This window comes from Terrimonas pollutisoli, assembly GCF_029360765.1.
GTDB lineage: Bacteria > Bacteroidota > Bacteroidia > Chitinophagales > Chitinophagaceae > Terrimonas_B > Terrimonas_B pollutisoli.
In genome coordinates, this window is record NZ_JARKNA010000020.1 from 1 (window position 1) to 12,580 (window position 12,580).

General features: G+C 41.0%; 12 protein-coding genes and 1 pseudogene. All 13 read left to right on the forward strand.

The features are described 5' to 3' along the window. Positions 1–145: 145 nt before the first annotated feature. Positions 146–868 (forward strand): annotated as a pseudogene (locus tag P2W73_RS22315) (sterol desaturase family protein). Next, entirely contained in the window at positions 865–1,134 is a 270-nt protein-coding gene (locus P2W73_RS22320) for a hypothetical protein (RefSeq protein ID WP_276504327.1), read from the forward strand. Before P2W73_RS22315 ends, P2W73_RS22320 begins: the two are co-directional and overlap by 4 nt. 145 nt (positions 1,135–1,279) lie before the next feature. Beyond that, a complete protein-coding gene (locus tag P2W73_RS22325) occupies positions 1,280–2,059 on the forward strand; it encodes an alpha/beta fold hydrolase (RefSeq protein ID WP_276504328.1) in 780 nt (259 codons plus the stop codon). A gap of 39 nt (positions 2,060–2,098) precedes the next feature. Then, positions 2,099–2,761, forward strand: a complete 663-nt coding sequence (locus P2W73_RS22330; RefSeq protein WP_276504329.1) for a CBS domain-containing protein — start codon at positions 2,099–2,101, stop codon at positions 2,759–2,761. 71 nt (positions 2,762–2,832) lie between these two features. Then, positions 2,833–4,299 (forward strand): POTRA domain-containing protein, encoded by a 1,467-nt coding sequence (locus P2W73_RS22335; RefSeq protein ID WP_276504330.1) that lies wholly within the window; start codon positions 2,833–2,835, stop codon positions 4,297–4,299. Between the two features lie 47 nt (positions 4,300–4,346). Then, a complete protein-coding gene (locus P2W73_RS22340; protein WP_276504331.1) occupies positions 4,347–5,225 on the forward strand; it encodes an NAD kinase in 879 nt (292 codons plus the stop codon). A gap of 165 nt (positions 5,226–5,390) precedes the next feature. Continuing rightward, positions 5,391–6,248 carry a type IX secretion system protein PorG gene (porG, locus tag P2W73_RS22345; RefSeq protein ID WP_276504332.1) on the forward strand — a complete coding sequence of 286 codons (858 nt, stop codon included), beginning with the start codon at positions 5,391–5,393 and terminating at the stop codon, positions 6,246–6,248. Between the two features lie 92 nt (positions 6,249–6,340). Further along, positions 6,341–7,102, forward strand: a complete 762-nt coding sequence (uppS, locus tag P2W73_RS22350; RefSeq protein WP_276504333.1) for an undecaprenyl pyrophosphate synthase — start codon at positions 6,341–6,343, stop codon at positions 7,100–7,102. A gap of 215 nt (positions 7,103–7,317) precedes the next feature. Continuing rightward, entirely contained in the window at positions 7,318–10,047 is a 2,730-nt protein-coding gene (locus P2W73_RS22355) for a BamA/OMP85 family outer membrane protein (protein ID WP_276504334.1), read from the forward strand. 34 nt (positions 10,048–10,081) lie between these two features. Beyond that, positions 10,082–10,597 (forward strand): OmpH/Skp family outer membrane protein, encoded by a 516-nt coding sequence (locus P2W73_RS22360; protein WP_276504335.1) that lies wholly within the window; start codon positions 10,082–10,084, stop codon positions 10,595–10,597. A 108-nt stretch (positions 10,598–10,705) separates the two neighbouring features. After that, the gene (locus P2W73_RS22365; RefSeq protein ID WP_276504336.1) at positions 10,706–11,260 is read left to right on the forward strand and encodes an OmpH/Skp family outer membrane protein; all 555 of its coding nucleotides are present in this window, start codon (positions 10,706–10,708) and stop codon (positions 11,258–11,260) included. A gap of 108 nt (positions 11,261–11,368) precedes the next feature. Further along, positions 11,369–12,196, forward strand: a complete 828-nt coding sequence (gene murI / locus P2W73_RS22370) for a glutamate racemase (protein WP_276504337.1) — start codon at positions 11,369–11,371, stop codon at positions 12,194–12,196. Between the two features lie 189 nt (positions 12,197–12,385). Next, positions 12,386–12,541, forward strand: a complete 156-nt coding sequence (gene rpmH, locus P2W73_RS22375) for a 50S ribosomal protein L34 (RefSeq protein ID WP_276504338.1) — start codon at positions 12,386–12,388, stop codon at positions 12,539–12,541. Positions 12,542–12,580: the final 39 nt, after the last annotated feature.

Sequence of the window (12,580 nt, forward strand, 5' to 3'; positions counted from 1 at the left end):
ACAATACAGTAAATCCTTATAATTTTATCCTCGTTGAGCATCGATAATTGAGTTTTGTGTGTGGTAACTCAAAATTATCTTTTATTGATGCTCATCCCTTTTTCTCTATAACTAGCAACTTGGGTTATTTAATATAAAGGCAGGAGTGATTACCTGGCTGCTTCTTTTCTTGGCAACTGATCTTGTCTGGTATTGGTACCATCGCCTTGCACATGAAATAAATGCGTTTTGGGCAGTGCATGTAGTGCACCATCAAAGTGAAGATTTTAATTATACAGTATCCGCCAGGATCACGGTTTTCCAGGCAATAGTTCGCTGTATATTTTGGTCGGTGTTACCATTGATTGGCTTTCCTCCAGTCATGATTTCTACCTTTTTATTAATTCATGGACTTTATCCATTTTTTATTCATACGCAGGCGTTGGGCAAATGGGGCTGGTTATAAAACATTTTGGTTACACCTACTCATCATGGTATTCATCATGCCTCAAATCCTGAATACCTCGATGGAAACTATGGTGACGTGCTGATTATCTGGGATAAGTTGTTCGGCACGTTTATGCACGAAAAAAAAGATGTACAAATCGTTTATGGCCTTACCAAACAACTCAATAGTTATAGTTTTTTATGGCAGCATTTTCATTTTCCACTTGAGATTTATATGAACTTAAGACATGCTAAGGGAGTAAAGGAAAAGTGGAAAGTATTGTTTGGAAAACCGGATGACCTTGATCCTCGTTTCAGGTCGATATTGGAAAGAAAATTATTGAAGGTGGCCAGGCTACAGCATTCACCTACTCCAGCTATGCGACAGTATGTAACTGCGCAGACAATTTTTTCCCTAATACTATTATTTTATTTATTGTGACGCTGTTTGAGCATTACCTGGCCGGTATTCAATTGTTTCTATTATCGGCATTTATCTTCGTCAGCCTTGTCAATAGTGGTGCTATTCTTGATCAGCGCAGGTGGATCTTTTATCTTGAATATATTCGTATACTCATTGTAATGGCTTCCATAGCGGTTATTTATCCCAATAACTGGGCATTTAGCGCCATCATTGCATTATTAATCCTGCTTACCTGGTATTTTCGTCCTATTCAGCGATTCTATTTTAAAATTTTGTATCCTTAACGGGACTCGCAATTAAAAGAGATTGAAATTCCGTTAATTGCATTTTAGGCTGTTATCTTTGTAGCCATAAGTAAAGACTTAGTGAAGCGATAAAAAAATTGCGGCAAAACGATTATTTTAGTAAAAAATTAATGATCCGGAGCAAATGAGTTACGAAATAAAACAGGATAATAAGTTCAGATTTATCGAAGAAGGCGAAGGAGAGCCGCTGGTCTTATTACACGGTCTGTTTGGAGCATTAAGCAATTTTGAAAGCCTGATTGAATATTTTAAACAATATAATAAAGTAGTGGTACCCTTACTGCCGCTGCTTGATATGGATATATTGCACACATCTGTAGGTGGTTTGGCCAAATTCGTTAACAAATTTATTGAGACGAGAGGCTATACAAATGTTCATCTATTGGGTAATTCGCTGGGCGGACATGTCGGATTGGTATATGTCTTGAAAAGTCAGCCTGATTGCATCAAATCAATTATTCTCACGGGAAGTTCTGGTCTTTTTGAAAATGGAATGGGTGATTCCTATCCTAAAAGAGGCGATTATGAATATATTCGGAAAAAGACAGAGTTGACTTTTTATGATCCAAAAATGGCCACCAAAGAATTGGTGGATGAAGTATTTGGTATCACTAATAATCGCCTGAAAGTCATCAAGATTATTGCTTTGGCGAAGAGTGCTATCAGAAATAATTTAGGGGAAGAACTCAATCAAATCAAACTTCCTACGTTATTAATTTGGGGAAACAATGACACCATTACTCCACCTTTTGTAGCCAGGGAGTTTAACAAATTGATCCCCAACAGTGAACTCCACTTTATTGATAAATGTGGCCATGCACCCATGATGGAGGTGCCTGATGAGTTCAATATGATCCTTCATAAATTTTTGAAAAAACTCAATGAACCTGCAACAGTTAGCTGATCATTGGGGTCTTTGTAAAAAAATAAGGAGCCGCTATCCATGTTAACAGGAGAATTACAATCCCAGACATTGCCTTACCTGCACCCGCAGGATAAAGTGTACCAGGCTCTTCAACTGATGAATGATAACCAGGTAGCGCATCTTCCAATTGTGGATGGTGATAAGTATGTTGGGATGATCAGCGAAGATGATTTATTGCTCGTGGATAATGATCATACCGTTCTAAATGATTTGCATCAATCTTTTGGTAATGTTTCCGTAAAAAATAATGAACACTTTCTTAAGGCTATCCAGTTGGCAGCTGAAAATGGGTTAAGTGTGGTTCCGATTGTGGACAATGAAAATGATATTGTGGGGGCAGTTGCCTATATCGACTTGCTGAAACATGCATCTGATTTTATGAGCCTGAATGAGCCGGGCGGTCTCATTGTATTGGAGATGGATAGCCACCAATACTCTTTTAATGAGATCAGCAAACTGGTTGAAACAAATGACGCACAAATCACACAACTGAATACATCCAACGACCCCGAGACAGGAATTATGCAGGTCACTATCAGGATCAACAAGCCTGAAGTGTCAGACATTGTATCTACTTTTCAACGCTATGAGTATAATGTAAAATACTTTTTTGGCGAGGAACACTATGCCAACGAGTTGAAAAGTAATTATGACAACCTCATGAATTATCTTAAGATCTGACAATATTTATTCCTACTTTGATTGCAAGTACAGAAATCCGGCTAATTTAGAGGATCTTGTAGATTGAGAATATGCAGAGGAAAAGGAAATATTTTTTATGGCTCTGGTTGGGATTGGCTTGCTGTCAGGGTATCTCTGCACAAAACTCCCCAGGTGGAGAAGAAATGTTTGTCCCCTACGATTCTGTTGCGGCCATTGCTGAAGGCACCGCTTCTTCTCATAATGAAAAGCCCTTTCTTGTAAGGAATATCGTTATTGAAGGTAACAGAGTAACCAGGCCCAGTATCATACTCCGGGAAATTCCATTTAAGTCGGGTGATGTGTTCCTCTTGCAGGATCTGGTACGTCAGTTCGAAGTTGCCCGTAAACAATTAATGAATACTTCTCTTTTTCACGAGGTGATCGTAGCGTTAAAAAGTTTCGAGGGCTATAATATTGACATATTGGTGCAGGTCAGAGAGCGTTGGTATATTTTTCCCGTACCTTATTTTAAGCCGGTTGACAGAAACCTTAACCAGTGGCTGGTAGAGCAAAAAGCCCGATTAAACCGGGTAAATTATGGAGGTAAATTGCTTTACAACAACGTTACGGGGCGAAATGATAAGCTGAGACTTTGGATCATCGGTGGATACACCCGGCAATTTTCGTTTAATTATGACAGGCTTTATATTGATAAGCAGATGAAGTGGGGAATGAATGTCTTTTTTGCTACCGGCAAGAACAGGGAGATGAACTATATGAGTGAAAATGACAAGCAGGTTTTTTTAAAGGACGAAAATTATGTTCGCAATTTCACGATCGTTACTGCCGAGCTTACTTACCGGAGAGCAATAAAAACCAGGCACCGGTTTGGGATAGGATATACCCGGGAAAAAGTAGCTGATACTGTTGCTGCGCTCAATCCCAATTATCTTGGAGAGGGAATAAAACAAGTATCCTTTCCCGAGCTGTATTACATGATGACTTATTATGACCTGGATTATATACCGTATCCTTCCAGGGGGTACGCCGCAGAAGTTTCGGTAAAGAAAAAGGGATTCACTTCGGCCTTTAACTTACTACAACTCACTTCCAGGGCGTCAGCCTATTGGCCTACAGGAAAAAGATCTTTCTTCAGCTTAAATGCTTATGGTGCTCTCAAGCTGCCATTTAAGCAACCTTATTTTAATCAGAAATTATTGGGCTATGAAGACGCTTACCTGCAGGGGTATGAATATTATGTTATTGATGGTGTAGCCGCAGGTTACCTGAAGGCAGCTTATACCAGGAAGCTCATCAATTTTAATATCAGGATTCCGGGTACCAAAAAGATTGCGCCGCAGAGAATTCCTTTCAATATTTATGCCCGGATGTTTGGGAATACAGGATATGTTCATCATCCTGAGCCGGGAAATAATTCACTCTCCAATAAAATGCTTTTCACTGGCGGCTTTGGCCTTGACATTACCACCATCTATGACTTTACCCTTAAACTTGATTGGTCATTTAATCAATTAGGTCAAAACGGTATATTTATACATAAAAGAAGTGTTTTTTGATAAGACAGGATTTTTGAAACCTGTGTATTAAATAAATTTTGATCAGGATGAAAGCAGCTATTTATAGCAGGATAATGGAAGAAGAGCAGCAGGAAAATGTGCAGGTTTTTTTTGATGAGTTGGAAAAACAGATGATCGAACCGGTTATTTTCCGGCAGTTTTACGAACAGATAAAACATATTATCCGGTTACCGGCGGACACAACTGTTTTTTCTTTGTCAGAAGATCTTACGGAAGAGGTGGAATTTATCATTAGCCTTGGCGGAGATGGTACCCTGTTGGACACGGTGACACTTGTCCGGGATAAGCCTATTTCGATCATGGGCATCAACTTTGGAAGACTGGGTTTTTTAGCCAGTATTGGCCAGGACGAAGTGAAAAAGGCGGTGAAAGCCATTGCCAATAGAACCTATATAGTCGATAAGAGAACGCTCATACATCTTGATGCCGACCTGCCGCTGTTTGGAAATGTGCCTTATGCATTAAACGAATTTTCCCTTCACAAACGTGATACGGCGTCGATGATAAAAATTCATACCTATCTCAATGGTGAGTTTTTGAACACTTATTGGGCGGATGGGTTGATTATGGCTACACCCACTGGTTCTACAGGTTATTCATTGAGTTGTGGTGGTCCGATTGTCTTTCCGGAGTCCGGTAGTTTTGTCATTACCCCGGTAGCACCGCATAATTTAAATGTGCGGCCACTCATCGTTCCTGACGATAACATTATCTCCTTTGAAGTAGAGAGCCGTTCTGAAAATATCATTTGTTCCCTCGACTCCCGGAGGGAAATAGTGGGTAAAAACGTATCACTGGCCGTAAAAAAAGAGAGTTTTTCAATCAACCTTTTGCGTCTTAGCGAAAATAGTTTTTTGCAGACCCTGCACAATAAACTTACCTGGGGCCTGGACAAAAGAAATTAGTGGCGCAGATAAAAGAAAATTACTATTTTGGCGTTATTATTTTTTCCGAACCTACTACCAGGATATGATAAACCGGCCTTTGTAATTTTTTCATCCCACCACCAATTGATGGAAAAATAATAGGATAGAAATCCAAACTGGCGGTTTAAAATCAAAAATAAGCGAATGAAAAATGTTTTTGTAGTAGCTGCGATAGCATTAAGTGGTTTATTATTGCCCGGTAGATCTGCTTCGCAAAATTCTATTGTTCAAGAAGGGGAATTTGGGATTGGTCTTGGCGCTGCCCACTATTTTGGTGACCTAAACACCCGTGCAAAATTCAACAGGCCTAAGATGGCGGCTACCGTTTTTTTCCGTAAAAATTTCAGCAACTATATTTCCGGTCGTATTGCGGCCAGTTTTGCCCGTCTTGGCTATTCTGATATGTACAATAAGGATAATGAATACATGTATCGTCGCAACCTGAGTTTCAACAGCAATGTGTGGGAACTTGCTTTGCAGGGCGATTTTAATTTCTTCCGGTTTATGCCCGGTGAGCCAGGTTTCAATATGACTCCCTATATCACACTGGGCGTAGGGGCTTTTAGCTATGATCCTTTTGCTTACCTGGATAAGGAAAAAGTCTTTCTTCGTCCACTTGGAACAGAAGGGCAGGGAAGTGCACAATATCCCGATCGTAAACAGTACAGTACGATGGGCATCTCCATCCCATTCGGAGCCGGTATAAAATATTCGTTGAATGAACGGTTCAATATTGGTTTTGAAATTTTGCACCGTTATACCAACACAGATTATCTGGATGATGTGAGTAAAACTTACGTTGACCCCTCCATATTTCCAGGCAATCCTGACGGTAGTCCGTCTGAAGCATATCGTTTGCATGACCGCTCCGGGGAAATCGGCGAGCCAATCGGCATCCCAGGCAGACAACGAGGAAACAGCAAGCAAAAGGACCAGTTTATCACTGCCATGTTTCACCTCACGTTTAACCTGCAATCTTATAAGTGTCCAACGGCTAATTAAAGTCCAGGAATTATCGAATCAGATTTCGCCTGAATCCCATCAAATCTGATACCTTTGCTTCCCTGTTTCAAGGCAGTAGGAAAAACATTAATATGTCAGCGCTTTTGGACAAAATCGATAAGGCCCGGTTGCCCCGGCATATTGCCATTATAATGGACGGCAATGGACGCTGGGCGAAAGAACAAGGACAGGACCGGTTGTATGGTCACTTCCATGGCGTGGAAAGTGTTCGCAATATCGTTGAAGGCTGTGCCGAATTGGGCATTGGCTATCTTACACTTTATGCTTTTTCTACAGAAAATTGGGATAGGCCCGAGTACGAGGTGATCGGCCTGATGGAATTATTGGTGAGCACTATTCGTAAAGAAGTAGAAAGTCTGCATAAAAATAATATTAAGCTGCATGTGATCGGTGACATGAATATGTTGCCGGAATATGCCCGCCAGGAGTTAAATGAAGCACTGGAAATTACTAAAGAAAATACTGGCCTTAACCTGGTGATGGCTCTTAGCTATAGCGGACGATGGGAGTTATTAAACGCTGTAAAAAATATTGCCTTTGAAGTAAAACAAGGCCGGCTTAATCTTGACGAGATTGACCAGGATACATTACAAAAATTTCTTTGCACAAGCAATTTCCCTGACCCGGAGTTGATGATCAGAACCAGTGGTGAGTTTAGAATCAGCAATTTCCTATTGTACCAATTGGCTTATGCGGAATTGTATTTTACCAATGTCCGTTGGCCGGATTTCAGGAAAGAAAATTTGTATGAAGCTATCCTTGACTACCAGGGTAGGGAAAGGAGGTTCGGAAAAACGGGCGAACAGGTAGCTGGGGAGGCAGTCAGCCAATAAGAAAACCACAAGAGTTATAAGTCAATCCCGGTGGATTTTCTTTTTGACTTTCATGACTTTTTGACCTTATATAACTGACTCTCTTTTAACAAACACTTTCGATATTTACCGTTAATTTGCCGCCGCAACAAAAGTTTGGCGGTTTTTTATAAAATAAACACAAACAATTGCAGTACCCGCCGATGGCGGGCTCAGACTGACTTGAACAAAAAAACATGCAACGACTTTCACTCCGGCTAAGTGCTTTACTGATAATTGTGATAGGCTCTGTACTGACCGCACAGGCGCAAGATGATACTACAAAACCCACCTCTGTTGATCCAAAACTTTTAGAATGGGAGAATGCAAAAATTCCGAGGGAGTACACCATTGCCGAAGTAGGTATTGCTGGAATTAAGCATTTGGATACAGCCATTGTATTATCCATTTCTGGCCTGCAGGTAGGTGATAAGTTTACCCATCCCGGTACTGATATTTTTGCGAAAGCTATTGCCAACATGTGGCGGCAAAAACTGTTTTCCGAAATTCAGATTTATGTCACAAAGATCCAGGACGACAAGGTAAGTGTTGAAATCAGTGTTACAGAAAGACCACGACTGGGGAACTTTAAGTTTGTTGGTATAAAAAAGACCGAAGCCGACGAACTACAAGGAAAAATTGGCCTGGCAAAGCAAACGATCATTACCGAAAACATCCGTCGAAACATCAATGAAGTTATTACCAAGTATTATCGTGATAAAGGATTTCAGAACGTAAGCATCCGTATTGATGAAAAACCGGATCCGGCCTTCCCGAATTCCAATGCTATGACGATTTATGTTGACAAAGGGAAGAAGGTGCGAATCGATGAAGTGAATTTCTTTGAAAACGAGAAAGTCTCCGACCTGAAGTTGAAGAAGCAAATGAAGGGAACAAAGGAAATGAGCAAGTTTACGCTGTTCCCTTCCAAATATGAAAGCCCCTATGGTGTTACAAAAAGACCCAGTTTTAAAGAGTACATGAAAGACTGGGGTTTTCTTTCGCTGAGCAAAACAAAAGAAGTGCTGGACCCCTATTTCCGGTTCAAATTATTCAGTTCAGCGAAATTTAATCCTACCAAGTACGAAGAGGATAAAGCGAAAGTATTACAGTATTACAACTCTCTTGGTTATCGTGATGCGCAGCTCATTGCCGATACGCAGCTTACAAAAGACAACAAATTGTATGTTGACATAAAAGTGAATGAAGGCAGAAAATATTATTTCGGCAATATTACCTGGAAAGGCAATGCCAAATTTTCTGATTCATTGTTGAATATGGTGTTAGGTATTCACAAAGGCGATGTGTATAATCTTGAGATACTAAATAAACGCCTGGGCAAGGAAATGTCGCAAGAGGGCGGTGATATCAGTGGCTACTATATGGACGACGGATACTTGTTCTTCCGTGTTGATCCCGTTGAAACGGCTGTATATAATGATACGATTGATCATGAAATACGAATCACCGAAGGTCCGCAGGCAAGGATCAAAAACGTAACCATCGCCGGTAATGAAAGGACAAAAGATCACGTTATCCGTCGTGAGTTAAGAACACTTCCCGGTGAATTGTTTAGTCGTACTGACCTGATTCGTTCTACCCGTGAGTTGGGCAACCTGCAATATTTTAACCAGGAAAAAATTGAACCCGGAGTAGTTCCCAATGCGGACGACGGTACCGTAGACATTAATTGGAAGGTTGAAGAAAAATCATCCGATCAATTGGAGCTGTCTGCCGGATGGGGTGGTGGTATTGGTTTGACAGGAACCCTCGGTGTTACTTTCAACAACTTCTCCATTAAAAATATCTGGAAAAAAACAGCATGGGATCCATTACCAACAGGGGATGGACAAAAGTTGAGTCTTCGTGTTCAGTCGAATGGCAAGGCCTTCCGTTCTTATAGCTTCTCGTTTACTGAACCATGGTTGGGTGGTAAAAAGAGAAACTCGTTGACACTGGCTTATAACAACAGTAAATACTCCAACGCATTTGATCCGTATACTGGTCGCATTGACAATGCAAGATCTGATACCAATTATTTAAAAGTAAATGGTTTCTCTGTTTCGTTGGGTAAGCAGTTGAAATGGCCGGATGATTATTTCAGCCTTGTTTACTCGCTGAGCTTTACACAATACAAAAGGCGTAACTACGGAATCTTCCCGGGTGCTTCAGCTGACGGTACGTCAAACAACTTAAGCTTCAAATTGGCGTTGCAAAGATCTTCCGTATTTGATCCGATTTTCCCAAGAAGTGGTTCCAGCTTTCTAGCCAGTGTTCAACTTACACCGCCATATACTTTATTTAATCCTGACCTGGTAAATTCAGCAGATCCCTATAAAAATCCTGAGTATCATAAATGGCGTTTCAATGCTGAATGGTATGTACCTATCGGTAAACCAACTGGCGCCGATAAGAACAGGCAGTTTGTGTTGAAAATGGCGGCCAAGTATGGGTTCATGGGTCGTTATAACAGCAAGCTGGGCTATTCACCATTTGAGCGTTTCCAGGTGGGTGATGCTGGTCTTACCAACAACTACGGTCTGTTGGGTTATGATATCATTGCGCATCGTGGTTATCCGGTGTATGAATCTTCCGATCCAACAATCAATCCCGATCAGCAAAACGCCAATAACTATTTTACCATCTTTAATAAATACCAACTGGAACTTCGCTACCCGCTTGTTACAAATCCGGGTAGTACCATCTATGGTCTTACATTTTTTGAAGCGGCCAATGGTTGGTATGATTTTAAAAACTATAACCCATTCCGTCTTCGTCGCAGTGTTGGTGTAGGTATGCGTTTCTTCCTGCCGATGTTTGGTTTGTTAGGGTTTGACTACGGTATCGGTATTGATCGTATCCAGCCGGGCGGAGGATTGAAAAATGCATCGAGATTTACCTTTATGCTGGGATTCGAGCCAGAATAAAAATGAATTTTTCAGAACCATCAAACCAGTTAATATGCAAAAAAAATTGTTTGTTGCCTTTTGTCTATTACTTGTCGGCTTTATGGCACAGGCACAGAAGTATGCGGTTATCGACACCCGTTATATCCTGGATAAAATGCCGGAATATACCAATGCCCAAAAGCAGTTGGATGCCATAGCCGCTGACTGGCAGAAGGACATCGATTTAAAGCAATCCGCCCTCGATAAAATGTATAAAGACTATGAAGCAGAGCAGGTAATGCTGAGTGACGATTTGAAGAAGAAAAGGGAAGACCAGCTATTTCTGAGAGAAAAGGAGCTGCGGGATCTCCAACGACAACGCTTTGGTTTTGAAGGTGATCTTTTTAAAAAGCGCCAAGAGCTTATCAAACCGGTACAGGATAAGGTTTTCAATGCTGTTCAGAAAATTTCTACCCAGCGGGGCTACGATTTTGTGCTTGACAAAAGTGAAGGAATTACCATTATATTTGCCGACCCTAAACTGGACAAGAGTGAAGATGTGCTGCGGGAATTGGGGGTTAGAAATTGATCGTTCAACTGTTAAAGAAAACAAAACAAGCAACTAAAGGTTGATAAAAGCTATCTCTAAAATAAAAATTGAAAACCCTGCTTAAGGGAGAAAACAAAAAAGAAAAAAATGAAAAATTTGAAAATGCTTGCAGTAGCTGTTGGTTTGCTGATCGCCGGAAGCGGGGTACAGGCACAAACTAAAATAGGTTACATCGATGCAGAAACTATTTTATACCTGATGCCTGAGGTAGGAAAAATCGATTCGGTGATGCAGATCTATCAAAGAGATACTGTAGGCAAAGAGTATATGTCATTGCTGCAAACCTATCAATACAAAGACAGTATTTTCAGGGATAGCGTTCATCCCGCCCCTGCTGCTGTAAAAGATCAGATTGGAAAAGAATTAGGGCAGTTGACTCAGACACTTCAGAATTGGCAGCAAATAGCACAGGAAGCTGTTCAGAATAAACAGTCTCAATTGCTGGCGCCTGTTATGAAAAAGATCCAGGATGCAATACAAGCTGTAGCAAAAGAAAAAGGATATGCGTATGTGGTATCCCGCGAGTCTATCATTATAGCGCCGGATGCAGATAATTTGTTGCAGGCCGTTGCTAAAAAATTGAATGTCACAATACCGCCACAATTATTGCCTGGTTACAAACCACCTGTTGGAGCCAGGTAATCTCTTTAAATAATTATGAATAAAGCCCCGCTCGAATAGATCGGGGCTTTTATTTATGAGATAATGAACGTAAAAAACCATTTATAAAGCTGTTCTTATTTTTGTTCTATGCAAAAAGCAAACCCTATCGGTGTTTTTGATTCAGGCTATGGAGGCTTAACGGTTTTGAAAGAGATCATTCATAAACTTCCGCAGTACGATTATCTCTACCTGGGTGACAATGCCAGGGCGCCTTATGGCAATCGTTCCTTCGATACCGTTTACCATTATACGCTGCAATGTGTCAAATGGTTTTTTGAACATGGATGTTCTTTGGTAATACTGGCCTGCAACACAGCTTCTGCAAAAGCCTTGCGAACTATACAGCAAAATGATCTTCCAAAAATCGCCCCGGAAAAGCGAGTGCTCGGTGTAATAAGGCCAACTACAGAAATAATTGGTAGCTTTTCTGAAACCAACAGCATTGGGATTTTAGCAACCAACGGAACGGTGGCCTCCAATTCTTACCCCATTGAGATTGCGAAATTTTTTCCTGGCCTGAAGGTATACCAGGAAGCCTGTCCCATGTGGGTACCGTTGGTGGAGAATAACGAATTTGAAAGTCACGGCGCCGATTATTTCGTCAAAAAGAATTTGAAAACCATTTTTGAAAAAGGAAATACAATTGATGTGTTGTTGCTGGCCTGCACGCATTACCCGTTGTTAAGAGAAAAAATCCAGGAATACCTGCCAGTGGGGGTAAAGCTGGTCTCTCAGGGTGAGATCGTGGCGGAAAGCCTGGAGGATTACCTGTTACGCCACCCCGAAATCGAAACGGCCTGTAGTAAAAATGGAGAAAGATCCTTTTATACCACCGATTCAACGGAAGATTTTGATAATCATGCCACCATCTTTTTTGGTGAGATGGTAAGGTCACAACATCTCGATCTGAGCTAAATTTTTATTGGTTATCAAAGTCCTGTGAATTAAGCTGAAATTTTTATCAGCTTTGGATTCCCCATTCTGGTGTCATTCCCCTACCTTTGCCGTCCTTTCACAAACAGCGGGTGTGGTGACCTGCTGGTGAACTTGAAACCCGGCCGTTCTCCCGGCTCCTTTTCAAAAAGTGAAAAAAGAAAAATAATTATGAAACGTACATTTCAACCTCATCGTAAGCGTCGTAAAACCGTACATGGTTTTCGTAAACGTATGGCTACTGCAAACGGACGTAAAGTATTGGCAAGCCGCCGTGCTAAAGGCCGTAAAAAGCTGACTGTTTCCGATGAAAGAAAATTGAAATAAAAATCCAAACTCCGCCTCGGCGGATCTTTCGGAAATTGA

What these genes read in the sequence shown, in the direction of transcription:
- uppS (WP_276504333.1), top strand. Translation starts at nt 6,341, where the DNA reads ATGTCAGCGCTTTTGGACAAAATCGATAAGGCCCGGTTGCCCCGGCAT.
- rpmH (WP_276504338.1), top strand. Translation starts at nt 12,386, where the DNA reads ATGAAACGTACATTTCAACCTCATCGTAAGCGTCGTAAAACCGTACAT.
- P2W73_RS22355 (WP_276504334.1), top strand. Translation starts at nt 7,318, where the DNA reads ATGCAACGACTTTCACTCCGGCTAAGTGCTTTACTGATAATTGTGATA.
- P2W73_RS22330 (WP_276504329.1), top strand. Translation starts at nt 2,099, where the DNA reads ATGTTAACAGGAGAATTACAATCCCAGACATTGCCTTACCTGCACCCG.
- porG (WP_276504332.1), top strand. Translation starts at nt 5,391, where the DNA reads ATGAAAAATGTTTTTGTAGTAGCTGCGATAGCATTAAGTGGTTTATTA.
- P2W73_RS22340 (WP_276504331.1), top strand. Translation starts at nt 4,347, where the DNA reads ATGAAAGCAGCTATTTATAGCAGGATAATGGAAGAAGAGCAGCAGGAA.
- P2W73_RS22335 (WP_276504330.1), top strand. Translation starts at nt 2,833, where the DNA reads ATGCAGAGGAAAAGGAAATATTTTTTATGGCTCTGGTTGGGATTGGCT.
- P2W73_RS22365 (WP_276504336.1), top strand. Translation starts at nt 10,706, where the DNA reads ATGAAAAATTTGAAAATGCTTGCAGTAGCTGTTGGTTTGCTGATCGCC.
- P2W73_RS22325 (WP_276504328.1), top strand. Translation starts at nt 1,280, where the DNA reads ATGAGTTACGAAATAAAACAGGATAATAAGTTCAGATTTATCGAAGAA.
- P2W73_RS22360 (WP_276504335.1), top strand. Translation starts at nt 10,082, where the DNA reads ATGCAAAAAAAATTGTTTGTTGCCTTTTGTCTATTACTTGTCGGCTTT.
- murI (WP_276504337.1), top strand. Translation starts at nt 11,369, where the DNA reads ATGCAAAAAGCAAACCCTATCGGTGTTTTTGATTCAGGCTATGGAGGC.